The organism is Nostoc sp. JL34 (genome assembly GCF_017114945.1).
Lineage (GTDB): Bacteria > Cyanobacteriota > Cyanobacteriia > Cyanobacteriales > Nostocaceae > Nostoc.
In genome coordinates this window covers 1-23,496 of sequence record NZ_JABXKQ010000103.1, presented here as the reverse complement: position 1 = coordinate 23,496, position 23,496 = coordinate 1, and the positions used below count along the sequence as shown (strand labels likewise).

The window sequence follows — 23,496 nt, the reverse complement described above, 5'->3', positions numbered from 1 at the left end:
TTCTACTACTTAACTTTTCGTTACATAGCTGTAAATTTTTCCGCCCACCTACTTATCTCCACGTACTAAAATCTCAACATTCTTCCATTGTTGACGTATTTGTTTAATCACTCTCTGTAGTTCTGATAATGCCCCAAATGCTGGGTCTACATTTGAAGGGCGAAGTTTGGCTGCTAATAGATGTTTTCCACAGAAAATATAAAGTGGAGCATAGCAGTATCCTCCGTAATATGTATTGAAGAAAACTTGCTCTTGTGAACCATGCACTAAATCATCAGTTACATCTAAGTCTAAAATAATTTGTCGTGGCTCTTTCGAGTAAGATTCTAAAAATAATTTGACAAATAAGCCTTCAATTTGCTCTGGAGAATGTCCGATTTTATGGTAACGGCTGTCTGCTCCTTGTTCCACATCTTCAGGACAATGTTCCAGCCGATTTAATGTACTCTTTCCTGCTAAAATTGCTGGCTGCTGTTCTAGCCCTATTTTTTTCCCTAATGCTAGAGCAAACATCGGGTCATGACGTAATTCTTCATGGTCATTTAAGTCTTCGTATCCCATGATTAGCCCGTATATTCGTTGTGTAATTAAGTCTTTTATTGAATGGTTAATTCGATTGGGCTTTCGGTAATCTTGGAAACATTGTGCAAACTTCGATGTGATTTCTAGTTTTCTGTCTATTTCAGTAATTAAGCTTAATCCTGCGTCTGATGTTACCGTCCCACCCTGGAAATTAACTACAACCGGGCGTGATTTTTCAACGGAGAATTTGAATTGTTTTGGTGTACGATCTGTTAATGTTGGGGTCATGCTTCATAGCTGCTGAAATGCTTGTCACATATACATTTTCGCAGTTTTTGACCCCCTTTTTTTGTCTGTTTGTGAGAAATCCGGGTTCTGGTGTGAGCGGTTGGATTTGATCCTCTTTCAAGTACGATATTTCATCAGAATTTTTGTTAGGCATCAGCACATAGCGCCAACCATCATCAAATTGTTCAGCCAACTCTGTGCCCAAAGGATAGTAATAAAGTCCCAGGATGATGCCCTGTTGTGTACGCTGTTCCAAGTTAAAGCGAGGGTAGGGCCAGTGTTGTGGGATCGAGATTGTGGGTTGCATAGATGAATAGGTGAATGAAGGGAATGTGTTTTAGGGAAAAGGGGAAGGGGAAAGGGGGAAAGGAATGAAGAAATTTACCTTTTCCCCAATCCCAAAAACCTTTTCCCAGGCGAAGCCCAAGATTACGCTGTTACTAACTCCGCTCTCTCCAGCAGCCGTTGCAATTTATCGCCAGTTAGCTGTTCTAAGGGTTGGTCTAAAAAATATTCCTCAAAAATGGATTTACCATCAGTAGACACGTCCACCATCGACAGCGATCGCACAGCATCAAGCACCGAGTTAGAATACTGCTGCTGGACTGAATAACGCCTCTTCACCCACCAGTTGCTGTTAGTGCATCCGACTTGCCCCAGTTTCACACCCTTGTTGTTGTAAATGCCATCATCGAGAATTTCAAACCCGTACTTCTCGCACTCGTTGAAGATATGCGCCATGATTTGGTTTTCAGTAGTGCAGGGTGTTGCTTCTTGTTCCTGCACAGGTAATGAACCGTCTTTGTAGTGAGTGCAGATGAAGCGATCGCAACGCATTAGAGTGTTGGCACGAAATACTTCTTTATCGTTGACCATTACTAGCCAGGGTTGGGTTAAATGGCTGTCGTCATGGCTGATGCTGGCCACCAGTTGATTACCAGCGTAATATTCGTAATCAGAAAATGAGATTTCGACTATTGTGAGGGGTTCGGGGGCTATGGCTTGGGCTTGGTCAGCGATGTAGCTGTCGAGTTCGGCTTGAGCGAGGGCTTGTTCGTTGGGGGCAGCAGGGGCGAGTTTCTGAATCTTGCTTGCCTGATAGTTAATAATGGCGGAAATCCAGGCATCCTTACAGCGTTTGTCGCTTACTTCGACTGTGCAGGCGATTTCGCTGTAGATTTGCTTGAGTCGGGCAATGGATTTCAGTTGTAGCTGTTGTGCTGTGTAAATAACGTGAGTCATAATAAATCAGTTCCTAACGGGACGGAGAGCGCTTCAGATTCGCGGTCGGGAGCGCTTTCTTTATTCACATGGTAGCACTACTTTAACGCTACTGCAACATCTTTTTGCTTCAAAGTAGCGTTACCCTCGTGCTACAATGGAGGAAGTATAGTTTTGGAGTAGTGCTATGGTGTTGTCGGTGGTTACAGCCAAAAAGCGAATATCGCTTTATTTGGACGAAGCATTAAAGTCTGACTTAGAACGGCTAGCTAAGATTAGGAAGCGTTCTCTGTCAAATTTAATAGAAGTCCTTTGCGAAGAAGAGTTGGAGCGTGCCAGGAATAATGGAGAGTTAAAGGATGCTTGACCTCAAGCCATTAACTTCCGCGCTATTTTCAGTGACTCTACAGAAGCGCTCGCTTAGGGGTTCAGTTGAGGTTCTGGCGGTAGAAGCTGAAATTAGCCGCTCTTAAGCGTTTGTAGCCCTGACTACAGCCATAATTTTGTAAGCCAGTCTGAGCAAATACCCTTAATAAGGGTGAAATCATGGCTAAACCATCCTCAAAGCCCAAAAAATCCACCTTCTCTTCATTCACTGACAGCACATCACCAGATAATCTTGCTCAAGAAGAAGACCCAGCTACAGCAACAATTACCGTCACTGCCGTCGAAGTTTCAGAATTAACCGAGCAGGAAATTAGCGATCGCTTGCATTTAGAACGCAAGGTGGAACGTGCATTTTTTGAGGCAGGCAAGGCATTGGCTCAGTTGCGCGATCGCAGGTTATACAGATCCACTCATCGCACATTTGAGGAGTATTGTCGTGATAGATTTGGATACACCCATCGCCGAGTCAATTATCTAATAGCTGCTTCTGTAGTATTTGACAACATAGTGACGGGAACAAATTGTTCCCAAAATGAGGAAGTGGATGAAACGGGAACAAATTGTTCCCAAAATGGGGAAGCAGATGAAACGGGAACAAATTGTTCCCAAAACGAGGAAGTAGACAAAAATCGACCTAACTCCTCACGAATCCTGCCAAATAATGAAGGACAAGTGCGCCCTTTGGCAAAGCTAGAACCCCAGCAGCAGGTTAAAGTTTGGCAACGGGCAGTACAGGAGGCTGGCGGTAAAGTTCCCAGTGCCAGGATCGTCACTGATGTGGTGCAGAAAATTATGGAACGTACCAGAATACCCAACACCTACCAGTTAGGTGAAGTCTGCCAAATTCTTGCTAAGGAAAATCCCGAACTGAGAGGCAAAGGTGGCTGTTGGGGTATCGTTAACCATGTGGGCGAATTCAGCTGTACTGTAAAACTCTGGGATGGGGAATACACCGTTGCTTCGCAGCACCTGAAGTCTTACAATTACCTGCCTGCCGAGTGTGAGCAGATGCAGGTGATTTGCGATCGCATCAGTCGAGTGTATTCCGATTCGCTAGAGGAGACAGTCAAAAGTCTGTTGCAGTTGTTGGGGCAGGTGAATCGACCTTATCTAACGGCTGTGGAAGAGAAGTTGTTGAATGTACTAGAGTCTGAATACGGAGCAAAGATAACACCCTAAACAATTTTGGCAAATTGGCATCCAATGTCTTTAGGTTGCAGTTTCAATGGAGTTAGCAACACAACGGGACAGTGAAGAAGTTGTACGAGGGAAAAGATAAAACTTCCCGCTTCTTGACATCCAGCTATGCCAGTTGTTTAGTTGATTGCTGTAGAACCCCTCTACATGATTCATACAGCGCTCAACAGAGTTCAGTTAAGGCTCTACAACTGGCTAGAAATGAACAAAACTCAATAGAATCTCAGAAGATGTAGATAACTGGTATTTCTCTAAGAGCGATCGCATCAGTAGGTTACGGGAAAACGAGAACTTAGAAGAGGCTGCTCGTGCTGTGCTGAAGCACTTGGGGGAACTGAAGCGACCGTATTTGACTGTGGTGGAGGAGAAGCTGTTGAGTGTGATTGAGAAAGAATACGGCATCATAGATGAGGTACTACACAATTCTCGATAAACCAAAGAATAGGAGAAAGCAGTAATGCAAAGTATTAAGTTATGTTCCCATGTTGGGGCTGACGGCATTTTGCACCTTGAGATTCCCGTTGGCATCACAGACAAAGAAATGGAAGTCATGGTGATTTATCAACAAATAGAACCATCAACACCTACAAAAACACCAGAAGAACTGGGATGGCCACCCGGCTTTTTTGAGCAGACTTACGGTAGTTGTCAAGACGATCCAATTGTTCTTGACTATGAAGGTGATTTTGAGACAAGGGAAGAAGTTGTGTGAGGTACTTATTAGATACCAATGTTTGCGCTCGTTATCTCAACGGTAGGTCACTCTTGATTCGAGAACGCTTACAGTCAACAAATGTAAAAGATATTGCTGTGTGTTCGGTCGTCAAAGCAGAACTATTTTATGGTGCAATGAGAAGCAATAATCCCCAAAGAACATTAGCTAGACAGCAAGAGTTTCTTCACTTATTTGTTTCTTTACCATTTGATGATTCTACAGCACTGGTTTACGGGAGAATTCGTGCAGAATTAGCAGCAAACGGTACTCCAATAGGCCCCAATGATTTTCAAATAGCTGCGATCGCTTTGACACATAGCTTAACGCTAGTCACGCACAACACCAGAGAATTCAGTCGCGTCAGTGGATTGGTGATTGAAGATTGGGAGTAAGAACAATGAAAACCAATGCTGCTCGACTACTGGATAAACTAGGTATTCCCTATCAAATCCTCAGCTATGAAGTAGATCCTGATGATTTAGCTGCTGAGAGTACAGCCCAGAAAGTGGGTCTTCCGCCAGAGCAAGTTTTTAAGACTCTAGTAGTCAGAGGTGACACAACAGGTATCTGCTTTGCTGTTATACCTGGAAATGCTCAGTTAGACTTGAAAGCCTTGGCGCGGATTTCAGGAAACCGCAAAGTTGAGACAGTTGCTCTCAAAGAAGTTCAGCCACTAACAGGATACATCCGTGGAGGTGTGACAGCTTTAGCTAGCAAAAAAGACTATCCAGTTTACCTTGATGAAACAGCAACCCTATTTGAGCAGATCACTGTTTCTGGTGGAATGCGAGGAATGCTGCTTCTGCTATCCCCAGATGATTATTTACGTGCCGTCAGTTGCACTTTAGGGGCAATTCAATTGTACATTAAACCAGTTCTCACCAAGCATACTTAAGTACAAGTTGCGTTTATTACATAGAGATATTAAAGCTACAGTAAACAAATAACAGTATATTAGCGGGTTACAACCCAGTAATAGGCTAACTACGATATAGCAAATCACACATTATTTGCTACTCAAGTAGTGGGTTTTGAGCTAATGACGATCAAAAAGCCTTTGGTAATAGAACAACCAAAACTGGGACAGCTTATCCATGAACTTCGCACTGTAACGGGTTTAACCCAAGAACAGTTTGCAACACATTTAGGTGTTACTTATTCCACAGTTAATCGTTGGGAAAATAAACGCTCTAAATTATCACCGATGGCTATGCAGAGGATTGAAAAACTTCTACAAGAGATGGGTGAACAAGGGCAGAAACTGTTAGCGAAATATCAATCAAATTAGTTCTGAGTAACAAGTAAGCAGATTTGTTTAGGTGAGTAGTATTGCTTGCTTAATTTTGATATGGCGATACTTGCAATGCTTTGTTTGATACTGCAATTTTCATAGGGAATTTGCAGATTCAATTTGCCAATCCAAGATTAATTAAAGTCGATACACCACAAGAGTTTTAAATAAACAAGTTTTGAGTTAATGGAACATTGAAATGGCGCAGCGATTACTACAACTTGATGATGTCAGGCATATAGATAGCCCACAAAACGTAGCATCTTTATTTCAAAAAATTGGCTACAATGCTTCTGCTCAACAATTAGCTGTTGATGACTTAGAGCTACCTACTCGGAGTGCAGAAGCTATTTGGAACGCATACATGATTGCTGATCATCAGTATGGTAATGAGTCGCTGCAAGTTTTGCTGTTTCAGCTTCAAGAAAACGAATGGCTCTCGAATAGTACCGCCAGTAACAGAATGCGATCGCTGGCTCAAAGTCTTTGTAGACGACCCTCTAATTTTCTCCTGTTGGGTACAAAAAACTATGACCAATTGATGTTGGTCAATCCCCGTAAAACCTTTGATGCTGACTTGAATTTAAAAGTTAGCATCCGCAAGTTATTGATTGACAGGGCTAATCCCACAAACTACGACCGTGACCGCCTAGATGCGATCGCTGCTCGAAACCTTTCTCCCCAAGAACTGTATAAGGTGCAGTGTGAAGCTTTTGATGTAGAAAAGCTGACTAAGGAGTTCTATCGGGGTTATCGAGAAATCTTTGAGGAACTGCAACGAGTTATTAAAGCTAACAATCAGCATTCCTACTTTAATGACTCCAGGCGGCTGCATCAGTTCTCTCAAAGACTTCTGGGGCGAATCATGTTTCTTTACTTTTTACAAAAAAAGGAGTTTTTGGCAGGCGATCGCAATTTTCTAAAGACTCAGTACAACAAACTACGCTCAGACCTAGAAGATACCGATTTCTATAATCAGGTGCTAGAGCCGTTGTTTTTTGAAATGCTTAACAAACAGCGCCCAAATATGGATTCCCCTTGGGGTAAAATTCCTTATCTCAATGGTGGACTGTTTGACCGGGATTATGGCTCAGGCGTTATCGATGCGGCTGGCGTGGAAACACCCCCTCAAATTGAATTGCCTAACTCACTTTTTGACCCCAGTGGCAACAAAGGTATTCTCAGGTTTTTTAACAGCTATAACTTCACCGTCTCAGAAAATATTCAGGGTGATGAAGATGCAGCAGTTGACCCTGAGATGCTTGGTAAAGTATTCGAGAATATGTTGGCATCTGAAGAACGGGGGCAAAGTGGTACTTTCTATACGCCTAGAGGTATTGTCCAGTTCATGTGTGTGGAATCTTTGAGCCGTTACTTGGCAAACCAGACAGATATCGACTTGGAAGCAGTCAAGAAACTTACAGAATATGACCCTGAACTACCTGACCAGGATATTAACCAACTCCTAACTAAAGAACAGGCGAAAAAGCTTAAAAAAGCTCTCTTATCTGTCAAAATCTGTGACCCTGCTGTGGGTTCTGGCGCTTTCCCAATGGGGATGATGCAAGTAATTTTGTCAGTCAAGCAAGCGATCGCTCACCGGGAAGGTATGACTGTAGAGCGGGGTAGTCTCACTATCAGTCAATGGAAGCGGGACATTATTGCTAATAATCTCTATGGGGTAGACATTAAGCCTGAAGCTGTTGAAATTGCCAAGCTGCGGATGTGGTTATCGCTGGTGGTGGATATTCCTGATATTGATGATGTGGAACCACTGCCCAACCTTGATTACAAGCTGATGTGTGGTGATTCGTTAATTTCTACTATTCAAGGTGAGCAGTTAATTCCTGACCCCACCAAAGATCAGCAGACAATGCTGAATGTCACCCCTGTACAATCAGCTATTCAACCTTTAATAGACTTGCAATACCAGTACTTCGAGGCTCATGCTGAGGAACGCAAAGTACTCAGAGAGAGAATTTTAGAGGCTGAGAAGAACGTGTTTCGAGTTGCGATCGCTGACCGTCATTCCTTTGGGTTAGGGAAGCAGAGGGAATTAGAAAACAAAATTAAGTTGATGAAGGGCAAAGTCAGCAAGGCTCAGGAAAAGGAACGTCAACAGATTGCTGATAAGTTGGCTGAGTTGGATAAGTTTGCTACTGAAGTGGAAAAGGGGATGCGATCGCTTAATTTCTTCCAGTGGCATCTGCACTTTAATGAGGTATTTCAGCAGCAGGGCGGGTTTGATATTGTAATTGGTAATCCGCCTTATGTGAGACAAGAACAGATTAAAGAACTCAAACCAGCCCTTCAAGCAGAATATGAATGTTACACCGGGGTATGTGATCTCTTTGTTTACTTCTATGAGCGTGGGTTTAGGCTGCTCAAGTCTGGTGGTCATTTGTCTTACATCACGTCTAACAAATACTTCCGTGCAGGGTATGGTGAAAAACTGCGTCAATTCTTGGGGGAAAAGTCACAAGTCCAAGTGTTGATTGATTTTGGCGATGCACCAGTATTTGAAGCGATCGCTTACCCTAGCATTATTTTAGTCAGCAAGAGTAAGCCAAATAATCATCAAGCTCGTGTGCTGAATTGGGAAGTTGGGAAGTCTGTTGATGAGTTTGATGCGGTGTATAAAAACCAAAGTTTTTATATGCCTCAGAAAGAATTGGGGGCTGATGGGTGGCGTTTAGAGTCTCCTGCTGTGTTGCGGTTGTTGGATAAGTTGAGAGGATCTGGTACGCCGTTAGGTGAGTACGTGAATGGCAGGTTTTACTACGGTATTAAGACAGGTTTAAATGAGGCGTTTGTTGTTGATAGAGCGACACGGGATAGGTTGATTGCTGAACATAAATCATCGGCTGAGGTGCTGAAACCTTTTTTAAGGGGGAGGGATGTAAAGCGGTGGTGTGTAGATTTTGCAGAACAGTATTTAATTAAAATTGAGTCATCAGAAAATAAAAAGCATCCTTGGAGTGATAAGCCAGAAAAGGAAGCAGAGAAGATATTTGCTAAAACATATCCTGCTATTTATGCTTTTCTAAATTATTTTAGAGAAAGGTTAATCAACAGAGATGATCAAGGTAAATATTTTTGGGAATTACGCTCTTGTAAATATTGGCAAGAGTTTGAACAACCGAAAATTATCCTTGGCCGATTTATGAACAAAGCTACCTTTGCTTTTGACAAACAAGGCTTTTTTCATAATGATGCTCTTTACATGATTTCTGGTATAGATGAGTTTGTAGTTGCTGTTTTAAATTCTTCTAGCTCTTGGTGGTTTATTTCTCAAATTTGTACTGATTTACAAAATGGATATTTACAGGCTTTCAGAGACAATCTTTTTCAAATTCCCATCCCCAACATTTCCAAAGATGAAGGCGAAATTATAGTTTCACTTGCTAAAAAAATACTTGATGCTAAAACTCAGGGTGTGGAAGATTGGGAAGCAGAAATTGATGATAGAGTTGCTCATCTGTATAGGCTGACGGCTGAAGAAATGAAGATTATTAGGGGGGAGTAAATATGAATAAACATCGACTCCTCGAAATTGCAGAATATATATCAATTTTTACTGTTCTAGCTGGTTCTATCATTGCGATTACTAGTGAAAAAATAATCTATGCTACCGTACCAATGGTTTTAGCAATTCTGCTTAATTTAATTAGACGTTCTGAATTTGAGGAACAGCTACACCAGCGAGTTAATAGAAATGATCATGAAACATATCAGCAAATATTAAATGATATTCAATGTCTAACCACATTAGCAATATCTTGTCACAGCAATTATGAAGCTATTCGGCATGAAATTACTGCTTTATCAGAAAAGCTTGACTCAGGAAACACTGAGGCACAAGGCAATTTAAATAACGAAGATACTTATCAATTACAAACTCAATGTCAAAATTTACAAGAGACTTTGAATAGTTTAATTTACCGAATGTTAGCTGATCGAGTATTGAGTAGTTACGACCCTAAGCCAGCAGAAAAAGGAATAGCAAATATAGTTGTTGAGTATCAGAACTATAAGCAAGAATACAAAAAATCTTACAGTGCAATGCTGCCAGAAGATTTTATATCTAATGATTCAGAAAATGATTATTAAATAAGTATAGTTATTTATGCAATATATTGAACATCAAGTTGGTGAATTAGTTGTTAGTCAGCGAAAATCAGATGGTTATATTAGTGCAACTAAATTAACGAAAGCGTATGAGCTACAAACTCGCAAAAAGAGAAATCCAAATGATTGGTTTGAAAAAGATAGAACTCATGAATTTTTAAATTTGTTATGTAATAAGACAGGAATTGAGGTTTACGAATTAGTACAAAAAAAGGGAGAAGGTAAAAATAAGGAAATTTGGATTCATCCTAAACTTGCTGTTTCGTTTGCCATGTGGCTTTCCCCTGAATTTGAAATGATGGTATCTGAATGGGTAGAAAAATGGCTTTTCACAGGTCAAAGTCCTACTACTTCAGAAGCTCCAAGTTTACACCCTTATCAGCGTGTTTGGTATCAACGTTTAATGCTGTTTGAACAAAAAACACAATTACCGAAAGGTACATGGTGCGTTTTTGAGGAAATCGGGAAATTAATGAGGAAATTAGAAGCTAAAGGAGCGCCTTTACACGATAGAGCTACTGTTGATATTTCAGTAGGTAGAACATGGTGTCATTGGCTAAAAAAGAATGGGTATGAAACTGACTTTGAGCAATATATTCATTGTTATCCAGATAACAGAGATGAACAACTTGCAAATATTTACCCTTACAAATTACTAGGAGTATTTCATAAATGGTTAGAAGATACTTATATCTCTGAAAAATTCCCTGAGTATGTTAGACAATACGTTACTCCCGAAGAATGTAAGTTAATTTCAGAAGCTATTGGTCATGAAGTTAAACCAGTTAATAGAAGACTTAAAGGAAGCAAATAATTTATATACAAAGGTAAGTAGCTATGAATTTACAACAAACTCAATTGCGAATTTATCAGCTAAAGCAACAAATGACTTTAACCCTTGATAATCCTAAATCAGTTAAGTTGCAGGTTAAAAACCTTAACTTAATTCAAAAGCAATTAAAAGCTATTAAAAAGGAGGTTAATCTAGCTATCAAAGAAATTAATCAACAAGCTACACAGACTACTCCTGATAGTATTATTTCAGTAGGGCTAGATTTGTTTGGTAAACGTAAATGGGCTGGTCAACTTAGACAAAGCACAAGGAGAGCAATCCAATCAGATAAAATTAATGCGAGACAGCCTTATATAGAGTTAAAAGACTACATTGATCAAGTAATCTTGGAGGGAGATAAAACTAAATTAAAAGCAGAAGAATATTTAACTCAATAGTTAATTAGCAAATTTTGATTAAAACTTATTATAAATAAATTAAATCAGTTTGTCAGATTTATCAAGCAGAGGAGAGCTTCATGAAAAATGAGACTAATATTGGTTTAGGCATTATTACAATTGCTATTTTGGGATTGACAATTTGGGGGCTATTCTACGAAATCGGTCAAGCTCCTTGGCAATTTATCACGATTATGATTGCTTTGTTAGGTACGCTAGTTACAGTTGCAGGTAACTTAAATATTCAAATTCGTAATGAACAAAAACCTAAGAAGATCGAAATATACGATAAGGTTATTAAATTTTTCTTTGATTCTATATTAGCTAGTAAATTAGGACGGGAGCCTAAAACCGAACAGGAATTAGTTCAAGGTTTCTCTGATATGACACCTGATCTAATTTTATGGGCATCTGATGATGTTTTGAATCTTTATATTAGGTTTCGACAAGTAGCAAACAATAGTATGCAAGATTCTCCAAACAATCCTATCCTGTTATTTGGTCAAATGCTATTAGCAATGCGAAAGGATTTAGGACATCAAAATAATCAGATAAATGAACATTCCATTTTAGGCACATTTGTAAATGATGTTGAAAATCTCTCCAAATAACAATGCCCCTACCAGATTATATCGACAACTCCCACCACAAACTCCAAACTATCCTCAAAACCTTAATCGAGGATGAAAATCAAATTGTCCTCGACATCGCCACCGGATTTTTCCGCATCGAGGCATGGGTACGTCTAGAAGCTGCCATGAACCAACTCACCAGCCTGCGGTTACTCATTGGACGTGACCCCACCATTCGACCAGCAGAAAGCGATCGCATTGACTTAATCCGTTACTTTAAGAAAAATATTCAAGAGGAGTTAGAAAACCAACCGCTAAATTCTAAATACCAGAATGAGATAGAGCGAATGATAGCCTATCTGCAAAGGCATGACGTTGAGGTGAGACTGTTTGGAGCGCATGGAGATAAAAATCAGTTTCTTCATGCTAAAGCCTATATCTTCAATAATTACAGCATCGTCGGGTCTTCCAACTTCACCCCAGCCGGCTTAGAAGGAAATACCGAATTAAACGTTGTCAACAAAATTGGTGCGATCGCTCACGACCTCAGACATAACTGGTTTGCAGGATTTTGGAATGACCCTAGTGTTGATTTAGATTACAAAACCAAGCTAATTGATGCGCTCAATGCCTCTAAGTTTGGCAGTAAAGCTTACACCCCCTACCAAATATTCCTCAAAGCACTATACGAACTATTTAAGGAAGATACCATCATTGGCGAGAGCGATCGCACCTCATTAGAACTAGCCAGTTTTCAACAAGAGGGATTTGAAAGAGCAGTCAGGCTCATCGAAAGACATGATGGCTGTGTTATTGCTGATGCTGTGGGTTTGGGTAAAACCTTTATTGGATTGCGGCTGCTGGACTATTACCTAATTAAACTGAGGAAACCGAGATTTGTGCCTCGTGCCTTGGTGGTTTGTCCGGCTCAACTTAAAAAATTAGTGTGGGACAAAAAACTAGATGAATTTGGCATTAAAGCTGATGTAATTTCCCATGAAGAAATCAGCCGTCAAAGCTTTAATGTTCAAGATTACGCCCGTTATGACATCGTGGTGGTGGATGAATCCCATAATTTCCGCAACAGTGCCACCAATCGCTACCGCAATTTATTAAAGCTAGTCAGCAGTGGTAAGCGCAATAAACGGGTGGTGTTACTAACCGCTACCCCTATTAATAACAGCATATTTGACCTTTATCATCAAATACTACTAATTACCCGTGGTGGTGAAACTTATTATCGAGAATGGGGTATTTCTAACCTCAAGACTTATTTTAAAGCCTTAGCTAAAGGTGGGGTAGAAATTACAGAACTCCTCATGCAAACAATGGTGAGACGTAGCCGCCAGGACGTGATTAGAAGGCAACAAGCAGGTGAAGAAATTCGCATTAATGGTAAACTTATTCACTTTCCTAAACGCCAGTTAGAACAGTTTACCTATAATTTTGAGGATAGCTTTGCTGGGCTGTATACGGGGATAGCCACTCAAATTGACAAGCTTAACCTCCCTGCTTATAACATTAAGGCTTTTAAAAAGCGCAAGGATAAAGGGGAAGAAAATGAAGTCAAGCGTAATGATGCCCTAGTTGCCCTCCAAAAAGCCCTTTATTTTAAACGATTTGAAAGTTCGCTACTTGCTTTTAAAAATAGTATTCGCAATCAGAGAGACTTTCAGACTAATTTTTATGAAATTCTCACTCAACAAGGAAAACTGTTAGATAGTAAAAACTTTCGCAAGTTAGTAGTAGCTGCTGAAGATGAAGAAGAAGGTAACTCAGTTAATGCCATTATTGCATCACTAAATGAAGTTGACTCTAAAGACTATGACCTAAATCAACTCAAACAGCAGATTGAAGCTGATTTGAGAATTTTAAATAACATTATTGTCACCTTAGAAAAAATTGAATCCTCAGCCACAGCTAACACAGACTATGACCGCAAGTTAGCAGCATTTAAAGAACTGCTTAAAACCCAACTGCAAGGGAAAAAGATTTTAGTATTTAGCTACTTCAAAGATACGGCTGAGTATTTATATAAACAATTAATTACAGATAAAGCTTGGTTATCTCAAATGACGGTTAATACTAAAGCGCCTGTGATTGAGTTATTGACTGGTGCAACCCCCGGTAAACAACGGGAAGAGAAAGTTAAGCGGTTTGCACCTAAAGCTAATGTCCAAAGTGATAGTGATGAGGAATTAACTCTACTGCAACAAAACCCAATTGATATTCTTGTTTGTACAGATGTACTATCAGAAGGTCAAAACCTGCAAGATGCTGGGGTGTTAGTTAACTATGACTTGCACTGGAATCCAGTCCGCATGATTCAAAGGGCAGGACGCATTGACCGACTGGGAACAGATTATGATGAACTGTTTATATACAATTGCTTTCCAGAACAGGGACTAGAGACGCTATTAGGGTTAGTTAGAAGATTACAAGAGCGCATTGCCACCATTGACCGTGAGGTAGGGCTAGACGGTAGTGTACTAGGTGAAACTATTTCTGGTAAATCATTAGACGAACTGTACAAACTCAAGATGGCTGACACCGATGCAGAAAAACAAGCCATTTTAGAGGAACTAGAACAAGCATCTGATTTGGTATCCCTAGATGAGATGAGATTACCGTTACTCGAATTTTTACAACAAGCTAGTAAGGAACTAATTGATGATATCCCCTTTGGGATTCATAGTACTTGGAATAAACCCATACCCCACCCTAACGTTCCTAATGGGGGCATATTCTTTGCTTTTCGCGTACAAGATAAGCACTTTTGGCATTTTTACCCACGCATTGATAATGCCATCTCCCTAGACCCTAATAGATTAATTAGCGACAAACGCACCATTTTTAATTGGCTTAAATGCCAATCCTCAGACTTTCCTAAACCTGATGAATTACCACCAATTGAATTTGATAACCGCATTTTCTCTGTTTTAGAAAGAGCCGTAGGCAATCTGTTTAACTCTTTCCAACAACAGCAAACGGCTAAAGGCATTAAACCGCAAATACCCAAGCTATTACAAAGTATTCATCATGCTCTCACCCAGCCTGACTTATTTCAAAGTGAACCAATTGATGAAGAAGCTAAAGAACGGGTGTTAAAGGTAATCACTACCGTTAATTCTCGGAGTTATGAGCGAGATGTTAAAGCAATTTGGGAGTTATTCAAAGAACATAAAAATGTCAGCTTACTTATTTCTGAGTTAGATGAATATTTTGTAGACACTGACCAATATGAGGAACTTACAGATGACCAAGACATAAGACCAGCAGAAATTATCCAGCAAAAAGATATTAAATTGATTTGCTATGAGTGGTTTAAAGCAGATACAAGCGAGGAAAAGTGAAAGATGCGATGCCTACGGCAGCAAGCTACACTCCCTATTTAAAGAATCAATTATGATTTACGCACCCAACATGATAGTAGTCTATTACTCTTGCTAGAATATGACACAATTGTATAACCAAAAACAGCAACGACAACAGCAAATTCAAGCTTTTATTAAAGGAATTGGTATAAGTGAATTTCAGGCAAAAGAAGCGCTAGAAATTGCTTTAAGACACCCATCATTTATCTATGAATCAAATGTAGATAGGCAGACAAAAGATTTCCAAGAGAAAGCTTACAGACGGCTAGCTCATTTAGGAGATGCAATTCTTGGTGCTATTGTTACTGACTATTTATATGAGAGATTTCCTGAATCTACACAAGGCGAACTTACTGAGGATAAACAATCACTTGTAGATAAAGCCCAATTGTCAGAATTTGCTATTAAGTTAAATTTACCAGAGTTCTGCCTATTGGGAAAAAGTCTAAAAGGAAAACCTTTAAATGAGCAAGAGAGACTTTTTGCAGAAATGTTTGAGGCTGTGCTTGGTGCAGTTTATTTAGGATTTAAGCGTGATTTTTCTCAAGTTAGCTCTTGGCTAATTAAGCGCTTTCTAGCAGATGCTTTAGACGAAATTCTCAATGATGAAGAAGACGATGAGGAGAATTTCGAGGATATGAGTCTTGATACCAGAGATTACTTAGGCATGATTGGCTTAGAAAATTTTCCTGACTATGGATGGGCCCCTGGTGATGATGATGATTAGATCGCCCCACCCAAACCAAGCAAGGAAATCTACCAAACAACAAACAACAGTATATTGGCTATTCCAAAGCAGCCCCAAGTACTACCGGATTATCGACACGTATCCGCGACTTTGAGCAGATGCCGTAGCTGGCAACACGCTATGCCAAAGATATGGTTCCTAGTGATGGGGTACTGATTTGATAAAGCGTGGATATATGCGATCGCTGTGGAAAATTTTCATCGCATCAATACTGACTGCGACCATTGAAAGACATTGATACTTGTCAGGTTATCTACTGATATTTTCCGATCTTACTTATTTAAGTGATACAAATTATACCTATTTTAAAATACCTGTGTTAATTTTGCTATAGCTTACTCGTAGTCAGGGTTATATGGACTTTGTAGTTTTAGACACTGAGGGGAAACCGGAATTAAGTGAATTGGCGATAGTGGATAGTCAAGGACGGTTGATCTATGAAGGGTTTTCTAGTGATTATCCCAATCACAACAAGAATCTGCCTAACCTTAAAAGTCTCAAAACTCTGCTTACAGAGTTTCTGTCCCTTGTCCAAGGGAAGAAAATAGTCTGCCACTATGCCTTGCATGATATTGAGATACTTCAGTCAAGTTTTCGCCGAGTTGGTCTTTTTTGCCCCAAACTAGAATTTGAGTGTACTTGGGAAAAAGCAAAAAGTGTTTGGCCAGAGCTAGAAAGCCATTCCCTAGAACACCTGAGTAAGCATTTTAATTTGCAGGTAAATAAGCGCTACTTTATTCGAGATATGGCTCATGCTGCTCGATATGATGCCCAGTTTACTTACCAGCTTTATCGTCAGATGATGATTGAGCAATTAAAACAAAAGCCCAATCCATTTAGTGCTAGTCGGGTTGATACTCCGTTTCAGACTCACCCTGATTATTTTGCTACTTACCGCCAAGAGTATCTTACTCTTGAGTCAATTTTGGCTGACATCAAACTAGATTCCAATCGTCAGAGTAAAGGAGTCGTAGTTATTGGAGAGCCGGGGACTGGTAAAACCCACTTAATGATGAGACTAGCCAATGAGCGACTAGCCAATAATCGACTGTTATTTATCCGTCAACCGAACCATCCCAAAGCAGTACTGCATCACATCTACAGCCGCATTTTGGAGTCCCTGGTACAGTCGGTTGGTTCTGCTACTCAATTGGACTACCTGATTATCAATAGCTTTTATAAAATTCTCGGTTTCCGAGTTACATCTCAGAAAGACCAAGAAATTATTAAAGCTCTACAAGATAAAAATTTAGATGCGCTTGGAGCCGAAGGAACTGGGCGCAGACGAGATTACTGGCAACACATTGAAAAACGAATCAACGAGTGGTGGGCGGGTCATTATTCTTCTGGAGGTTTTGCTCTTGCTATTCTCAAGGGAATTGTTAAGTATTGTAGTTATACTGACCCACGACGCAAAGATATTACTACCCGTTGGTTAGCTGCTAACATCTTATCTAAAGAAGAGGCAGAATTAGTTGGTTTGCCAAATTGGGGAGAAGACCTCAGCCAAGAAGCCTTTTCTTTGGAAGCAATTTCAGTTTTGGCTAAACTATCTATCTTGGATGAACCCTTAATTATCGTCTTCGATCAGCTAGAAGGATTGGGGCTTTCACATAACCGAGAAATCTTACTGAATTTTGGGGAAGCTATCAAGGAAATTTTTACTCACGTTCCTAACAGTTTAATTATTCTCAATATGTTTCCCGATCGATGGGAACAGTTTCAAGCTAGCTTTGATAACTCAATTATTGGTCGAGTCTCGCAGTACCAGATTTATCTACATCAGCCAGATGAAACAGAACTTGAAGCGATTCTGCGGGTAAAGCTTCAGGCGCTTGATATTCCTCTAGAAATATTATTTAGCTCTGAAGATTTGGAAGATATTCTTGGACAAAAGCCAATTAGAGGGGTATTAAACCGAGCAGCAGACTATTATAACTACAGGGTTCGTCAAATTCCTCTAGCATCTGTCAAAGAAAACCTGCATAAGCTTGATAGTAAGGAACAACTAGAGCAACAGCTAAGAATTGTACAGCAACAACAGCAAAAACTAACCGAAGCATTTCTAGATTTGGTTCAAGCGATACAGGAACCAGGGTCGTCAGTTGATTTAACAAAATTGCGTCAGCAGTTTCTTCCTGAACCTCCTAAGCTTCAACTACATACCTCAGATAACATTATTGAGTATTTAACTCGAAAGAAGGCTGAACTTGAGCAGCAGTATAGTAACCTTCCGATCATTTCTGATTATGATGACATGGGTAAACTAAAAACTATTGCTGAAGCTTTTAACCATATAAAGCCAATTAGACTAACTCAATATCGTTTGGGAAAGCGAGTTTTACCAGAACATCTTGTGGTTGAGACTGGTAATAAAAATTATGTAATGGGGTTTCTGCAAGTTGACCCAAGTACTTCGTCTTTTACTAGCCGAATCACTAATTTCAATGAGCTAGTAAGCCTGCATCCTCATGACCGTTTTGGTTTATTTCGAGATGAGCGATTAACTGAAGTCAAGGGTAAAGTAGGAAGAGAGAGAATAACTCAACTGAATAATTCCCTGAATGGAAAGTTTAAGCCGTTCGCCAAGGACGATAGAATTGCTTTGGATTTGACCTATCAGACAATTATTGACATTCAAAATAGGGATTTGGATGTTGATTTGGAATCAGTTTTGAAAGTATTTATCACTTATAAAGAATGGCATCACTGGCTGTTCAGTATGTTTGAAGTGGGTAAATCTTTTGCAAAAGCAGCATAAGTATTATAAGTTGTCTAGAAAAAATAAATTATGAATATTACAACTATCCTTGACCAAATCGATCTCGGCAGCATTGCACTCCCAGAGTTCCAACGTGGTTACGTATGGAATCGTGACCAAGTGCGTGGATTGATGAATTCGCTATATCGCAGACATCCCATTGGTAGTTTATTAGTGTGGCAAACTAAAACCGAACAAGCAATTGACCATGCTCGTGGCGATGGTAAGCTTTCCACAGGCACGGTTAAACTGCTGCTAGATGGGCAACAGCGCATTACCTCCTTCTATGGAATTGTGCGGGGTAAACCACCTCAGTTTTTTGATGGCAATGTGCAAGCTTTCACTGGTTTGTATTTCAACTTGGAAGATGAAATATTTGAATTTTACGCTCCCGTCAAAATGAAGGATAACCCTTTATGGGTAAATGTGACTGAATTGATGCAGCAAGGAGTAGGAGTTTTCATTGGGCATTTGCTCAAAATTCCAGAACTTAGTCTGAATTTGACTACTTACATTAATGCTTTAAATAAACTAGAAGGCATTAAAAATATCGATTTGCATATTGAAGAAGTCACTGGTGAAGACAAAACAGTTGATGTTGTTGTAGAGATTTTTAACACTGTTAATAGCGGGGGAACTAAACTATCCAAAGGTGATTTGGCACTAGCAAAAGTTTGCGCTCAATGGCCGGATGCCCGTAGTGAACTCAAAGCACGTCTGGCAAAATGGAATAAAGCAGGTTTTGACTTTCGTTTGGAGTGGTTGCTGAGGTGCATTAATGCAGTTATTACCGGAGAGGCAATGTTTTCCGCACTCAAAGATGTTAAGACTGCGACATTTCAAGACGGGCTATACAAGGCAGAAAAAGCTATTGATACCCTGCTCAACCTCATTTCTGGGCGTTTGGGACTCGACCACAATCGGGTACTCGGTGGTATTTACGCCTTTCCTGTCATGGTGCGTTACCTTGTTGCGCGTGGCGGACATCTTAGAGATCACACAGAGCGCGACAAGTTACTTTACTGGTATGTACATACTTTATTGTGGGGACGGTACGCAGGCTCAACTGAGAGTGTTCTAGCACAAGATTTACACATATTGGAATCTGAAGATAATCCGCTAGACCAACTTATCGCCAACCTACGGCAAAATCGCGGAGACTTGGAAATCAAAGCTATTGACTTTCAAGGTTGGGGTATGGGAGCAAGATTTTACCCATTAGTTTATATGCTCACTCGTGTGCATCAAGCACAAGATTGGGATAGTGGCATCGAACTATCCAAACATCTTCTCGGTAAACATTGCTATTTGCAAGTCCATCATATTTTTCCGAAATCGTTACTTTCCAAAGCTGGATATCCCAAATCTGAAGTTAACGCGATCGCTAATCTGACATTTCTAACCCAAGAAACCAACCTCAAAGTTTCAAACCGACACCCTTCGGAGTATTTCGAGGCATTCGAGCAAATCCAACCGGGTGCGATCGTAACGCACTGGATACCAATGGAACGTAGTTTGTGGCAAATTGAAAACTACCGTGATTTCTTAACCGCACGCCGTGAACTTTTAGCTCAAGCTGCCAATAAATTTTTGAATAGCCTACTCACCGGGGATATTCCAGAACTAAAAGCGACAGATTCTATTTTAGAAGAACAAGCGGAAACCTCTACTGCGGTTGTACCACTGGCTGAGGAACGAGTTTTGGAAGAATGTAATGTATGGGTGCAGGAGCAGGGATTACCGATTGGTGAATGGATGTACGAAATTGCTGATTCTACAGGAACAGTGAGTACAGTACTGGATTTAGCATGGCCCAATGGTTTGCAATCCGGGAAAAGTCAACCAGTTGCCCTGATAATTGATGCAGATCAAGAAATAGAAGAGGCTGCAAATCGTCTTGGTTATCTCTATTTTTCCGACATAGACAGATTCAAAAGTTATGTTATCCAAGAGGTCTTAGCTGTTGATTTTCCGGCAGTAGACGATTACAAGCAAGCCTTTATAGCTATCAGCAGCCAACTGACGGATAGCCATAAACGTATGCTTAAAGCTCACTATCATGCACCTGGACAAATTATCACTGCAACTGAGTTAGCAGAGGCGGCTGGATATGAACATTTTGGCGGTGCAAATCTCCAATACGCCAGAATTGCAGAACTGATTGCAAATTACTTAAATTATTCGCCACGTCAACATGACGATAGTGGTAAACCGTTCTGGTCACTAATGTTAGCTTCTGGGTACTGGAAAACCTTAGAAAACCCTGAAATTACTAGTCAACGAGAATGGCAGTGGCAATTACGGGAGCAGGTTAGTCAAGCTTTAGAAGATTTAAGTTGGGTATAAGCCAGGTATAAATCTTTCTAATTTAGTTACTCTCTGGAACGTAAATCTATATGGCTATTGTCTTCCAACTTATCGGTAGATTAATCAAGTGGACTGCGATCGCTATTATCTACCTCACACCCGTTCTAGGTGTTTGGTTAGCATCTTCCCTAGCTGCTTACAATAACCGTTCTACTTCTTTAGCCGTACTAGCAGGGGTGTTTCTCTTTCCCATCTTACCTCTGCTCTGGGAATTACGGGCACAAAGCAAGGGCAGTCGGAGCAAAGAGCGCATTTTGACTTGGGGCGATCGCTTGACGCTCAGAACCCTTGTAATCAACTTTGTGGCGATCGCTGCTTTATTAGTATGGCAACCGCGTTTGAGTTTTGTAGCTCTGTCAACGCGAGGCGACTGGATGCTGGGTAATTTACAAGGACAACCTGCACAGTTAATTCGACAGAATTTATTCAAGCTGGCAAATGGTTTGGAAGGAATGTATCTCAGCTTCAATACCAATCCTTTTGAACGTTACGATGACGGCAGTAGCAAAGTCCAACCACAACCCCAAACTAATCGAGATCCTTTTGAAAATTTAAAACACCAAGATGCTGCCAAACCACAGCCTGCTAATAATACCAATGGTTGGGCCTGGCAAGGTATGGGAATACATCCCGCAGTTGCCAATATGCCCAGCAGTGTAGAGACAAGCATCGCATCAGTTGCTCAGTATATTGTTAGTAAGGAATCAGATCCGGTACAGCGAATTAAGGCTCTTCATGATTACGTTGCAGATCGAATTGCATACGATGCTGAATCTTATTTTGCAGGGCAATATCCACCACAAGATGCCGAAACTGTATTTAGAACCCGTAAGTCTGTGTGTGCCGGCTATGCAAAATTATTAGAAGCATTGGGTAAAGCGGCTGGAGAAGAAATCATTTATGTCGTAGGAGATGCACGGACTCAAACCAGCGACCTTAGCGGTCAAGGTCATGCGTGGAATGCAGCAAGAGTAAAAGGACAATGGTACTTAATTGATGCTACTTGGGATAGCGGTTATGTCGATCGCTCGTCAGGTTTTACAAAAAACTACCGTACTGAATACTTAATGCCGCCACCAGAAGTTATGGTGATTAGCCATTTTCCAAAAGATCCTGCTTGGCAGCTGTTATCAAATCCATTACCGCTTGGTGAGTTTTTGCGCCAGCCGATGATGAAACCAAAGTTTTTTGCTGATGGCTTGCAACTTGTCAGCCCTGTGCGATCGCAGACGAATGTAGGTGATGAAGCAAAATTAGTATTGGCAAATCCTAAGAATGTTTGGTTATTAGCCAGCTATAACTCCAAAGGTGGAGGCAACTCCCAATCTTGTGGTCACGCGGTACAAGGCGATCAAGTTACGTGTAAACTTCCTGCCTCCGGTTCCTATGAAATGCGGTTATTTACCTCTACTGAAAGTCAGGGTGAATTTAATTATGTAGGGCAATTAGAGTTTAACAAGTCGTGAGAAATAATTTTAAACATTAAAAATTAAGCTAAAAAATATATTAGCAATACTGAGTTTCATCCTTAATCCAATAAAAGATAATCGTGAAAACTGAATTACCTCCATTTAGTAATTGTGTTCTATTCTTTGTACTTTTCTTAAGTATGATGTATTTGTATAGCAGCATAGCTCAAAGAAAATTAATTAAAAAGCAACAAAAAGTAGAAAGACCAAAATCTAGTTTTGGCTTTTTGATATTATGGAATCAAATTTCGTTAATTTCCTTTTTTTCCATAACTTATATTCTAGGATGGGATGCACCATCAGTTGGTTTAAAATTTGAAACATTACCAGTATTTTCCTTAATAATTGGATTAATTTGCTATTGTACATTTGTGCTAATTGTAAATAAGATTTTAAAGCTTTTGAGAGTCAGCCAAATTGTAGAAGATGATGCTTATCTCGTTTCTGTAAGGCTCATACCACGGGAAAAGCTTCAGAGGATTTTATTTTTGATTGCTGTATGTATATTAAATCCAATGACAGAAGAGTTGATATTTCGGGGAGTACTAGTACATCAATTAGGCATATATATAAATAATTATTACTTGACAATTATTCTGGGTTTATTTGTAACTCTTGGAAATCATATCTATCAAGGAAGACTACATATTATTACGCATATTATTTTTTATATTTTTACTGTAACATTGCTTTATTCAGATGTAGGACTTATTGGGTCTATAGGTTTTCACTTAGCAGGAGATATTTACCCGTTCATGTGGCTTAAATATCAGGTTAATAACTATAAGCAACGAAGAAGGGAGGAACGCAGAGCTAAATATGTTTCCAATTAGAATATTAGAAACTCTCTTTATACATAGAAATGATCTAATATTGGGAATGGGAACGCTCAACTTTTAATAAAGGTATTGATTTATATAACATTTTTCTAAAAAATGGCATAATTTCTTTTCTAGATTTGCAAAATATTAAGTAGAACTAAAATATAACCAGAACTAACTCATGACAGTACTTGCACCTATTTTGGAACAAACTGTAGGAAAGATTCGCTTTTGTGTTGATGATGTAAAAAGCGCTCAAAAACCTTTACCTACTGAAAACGCCAAATTTCAGTTAGAGAAGCATTTCCAAGAACAAGTGCTGGCATTCAGCCATAATGATACGTTTGAGGTAAGTAAGACGAGGTGAAAAAACCAAACTATGTAAAGATAAGTAAATACGTACAA

General features: G+C 39.9%; 21 protein-coding genes and 1 pseudogene. 18 read left to right on the top strand and 4 right to left on the bottom strand.

Annotated features, from left to right (window positions below; genetic code table 11):
- Window positions 1–54: 54 nt before the first annotated feature.
- The 3 genes and pseudogenes from HWQ44_RS18555 to HWQ44_RS18545 form a co-directional block, all read right to left on the bottom strand.
- A pseudogene (locus HWQ44_RS18555) lies at window positions 55–810 on the bottom strand (IS1380 family transposase); the annotation flags it as partial.
- On the bottom strand, window positions 758–1,117 hold the full coding sequence (locus HWQ44_RS18550) for a hypothetical protein (protein ID WP_292721408.1): 360 nt from the start codon (window positions 1,115–1,117) through the stop codon (window positions 758–760). The pseudogene HWQ44_RS18555 and the gene HWQ44_RS18550, both read right to left, overlap by 53 nt.
- A gap of 122 nt (window positions 1,118–1,239) precedes the next feature.
- Entirely contained in the window at window positions 1,240–2,052 is an 813-nt protein-coding gene (locus HWQ44_RS18545; RefSeq protein WP_292721406.1) for a hypothetical protein, read from the bottom strand.
- Between the two features lie 166 nt (window positions 2,053–2,218).
- On the opposite strand from HWQ44_RS18545, the gene HWQ44_RS18540 reads away from it, so the two are divergent.
- Together HWQ44_RS18540 and HWQ44_RS18535 are read left to right on the top strand one after the other, a co-directional pair.
- Window positions 2,219–2,398, top strand: coding sequence for a hypothetical protein (locus HWQ44_RS18540; RefSeq protein ID WP_100903382.1), 180 nt, complete (start codon window positions 2,219–2,221; stop codon window positions 2,396–2,398).
- 179 nt (window positions 2,399–2,577) lie between these two features.
- Window positions 2,578–3,597, top strand: coding sequence for a hypothetical protein (locus HWQ44_RS18535; protein ID WP_292721397.1), 1,020 nt, complete (start codon window positions 2,578–2,580; stop codon window positions 3,595–3,597).
- 213 nt (window positions 3,598–3,810) lie between these two features.
- Here HWQ44_RS18535 and HWQ44_RS18530 read toward each other — a convergent pair whose 3' ends face one another.
- Entirely contained in the window at window positions 3,811–4,020 is a 210-nt protein-coding gene (locus HWQ44_RS18530) for a hypothetical protein (RefSeq protein WP_292721396.1), read from the bottom strand.
- A 52-nt stretch (window positions 4,021–4,072) separates the two neighbouring features.
- On the opposite strand from HWQ44_RS18530, the gene HWQ44_RS18525 reads away from it, so the two are divergent.
- The 16 genes from HWQ44_RS18525 (at window position 4,073) to HWQ44_RS18450 (ending at window position 23,458) form a co-directional block, all read left to right on the top strand.
- The gene (locus HWQ44_RS18525) at window positions 4,073–4,327 is read left to right on the top strand and encodes a hypothetical protein (protein ID WP_292721393.1); all 255 of its coding nucleotides are present in this window, start codon (window positions 4,073–4,075) and stop codon (window positions 4,325–4,327) included.
- Complete coding sequence (locus HWQ44_RS18520; protein ID WP_292721390.1) at window positions 4,324–4,722, top strand: type II toxin-antitoxin system VapC family toxin; 399 nt, start codon at window positions 4,324–4,326, stop codon at window positions 4,720–4,722. The genes HWQ44_RS18525 and HWQ44_RS18520 overlap by 4 nt, the downstream gene beginning before the upstream one ends.
- 5 nt (window positions 4,723–4,727) lie before the next feature.
- On the top strand, window positions 4,728–5,225 hold the full coding sequence (ybaK, locus tag HWQ44_RS18515; RefSeq protein WP_292721387.1) for a Cys-tRNA(Pro) deacylase: 498 nt from the start codon (window positions 4,728–4,730) through the stop codon (window positions 5,223–5,225).
- A gap of 144 nt (window positions 5,226–5,369) precedes the next feature.
- On the top strand, window positions 5,370–5,618 hold the full coding sequence (locus tag HWQ44_RS18510) for a helix-turn-helix transcriptional regulator (RefSeq protein ID WP_069071804.1): 249 nt from the start codon (window positions 5,370–5,372) through the stop codon (window positions 5,616–5,618).
- A gap of 202 nt (window positions 5,619–5,820) precedes the next feature.
- A complete protein-coding gene (locus HWQ44_RS18505) occupies window positions 5,821–9,147 on the top strand; it encodes a TaqI-like C-terminal specificity domain-containing protein (protein WP_292721381.1) in 3,327 nt (1,108 codons plus the stop codon).
- A 2-nt stretch (window positions 9,148–9,149) separates the two neighbouring features.
- Window positions 9,150–9,731, top strand: coding sequence for a hypothetical protein (locus HWQ44_RS18500; protein ID WP_292721378.1), 582 nt, complete (start codon window positions 9,150–9,152; stop codon window positions 9,729–9,731).
- A 16-nt stretch (window positions 9,732–9,747) separates the two neighbouring features.
- Window positions 9,748–10,563 carry a KilA-N domain-containing protein gene (locus HWQ44_RS18495; RefSeq protein ID WP_292721376.1) on the top strand — a complete coding sequence of 272 codons (816 nt, stop codon included), beginning with the start codon at window positions 9,748–9,750 and terminating at the stop codon, window positions 10,561–10,563.
- Between the two features lie 23 nt (window positions 10,564–10,586).
- On the top strand, window positions 10,587–10,979 hold the full coding sequence (locus tag HWQ44_RS18490) for a hypothetical protein (RefSeq protein ID WP_292721373.1): 393 nt from the start codon (window positions 10,587–10,589) through the stop codon (window positions 10,977–10,979).
- Between the two features lie 80 nt (window positions 10,980–11,059).
- Entirely contained in the window at window positions 11,060–11,590 is a 531-nt protein-coding gene (locus HWQ44_RS18485) for a hypothetical protein (RefSeq protein ID WP_292721370.1), read from the top strand.
- A gap of 2 nt (window positions 11,591–11,592) precedes the next feature.
- On the top strand, window positions 11,593–14,904 hold the full coding sequence (locus HWQ44_RS18480; protein ID WP_292721368.1) for a helicase-related protein: 3,312 nt from the start codon (window positions 11,593–11,595) through the stop codon (window positions 14,902–14,904).
- 100 nt (window positions 14,905–15,004) lie between these two features.
- Window positions 15,005–15,652, top strand: coding sequence for a ribonuclease III domain-containing protein (locus HWQ44_RS18475; protein WP_292721365.1), 648 nt, complete (start codon window positions 15,005–15,007; stop codon window positions 15,650–15,652).
- A gap of 376 nt (window positions 15,653–16,028) precedes the next feature.
- On the top strand, window positions 16,029–18,434 hold the full coding sequence (locus HWQ44_RS18470; RefSeq protein ID WP_292721362.1) for an exonuclease domain-containing protein: 2,406 nt from the start codon (window positions 16,029–16,031) through the stop codon (window positions 18,432–18,434).
- A 30-nt stretch (window positions 18,435–18,464) separates the two neighbouring features.
- Window positions 18,465–20,780, top strand: a complete 2,316-nt coding sequence (locus HWQ44_RS18465) for a DUF262 domain-containing protein (RefSeq protein WP_292721360.1) — start codon at window positions 18,465–18,467, stop codon at window positions 20,778–20,780.
- A gap of 50 nt (window positions 20,781–20,830) precedes the next feature.
- The gene (locus HWQ44_RS18460; protein ID WP_292721357.1) at window positions 20,831–22,267 is read left to right on the top strand and encodes a transglutaminase domain-containing protein; all 1,437 of its coding nucleotides are present in this window, start codon (window positions 20,831–20,833) and stop codon (window positions 22,265–22,267) included.
- Between the two features lie 83 nt (window positions 22,268–22,350).
- On the top strand, window positions 22,351–23,103 hold the full coding sequence (locus HWQ44_RS18455) for a CPBP family intramembrane glutamic endopeptidase (protein ID WP_292721354.1): 753 nt from the start codon (window positions 22,351–22,353) through the stop codon (window positions 23,101–23,103).
- 169 nt (window positions 23,104–23,272) lie between these two features.
- The gene (locus tag HWQ44_RS18450; protein WP_292721351.1) at window positions 23,273–23,458 is read left to right on the top strand and encodes a hypothetical protein; all 186 of its coding nucleotides are present in this window, start codon (window positions 23,273–23,275) and stop codon (window positions 23,456–23,458) included.
- Window positions 23,459–23,496: the final 38 nt, after the last annotated feature.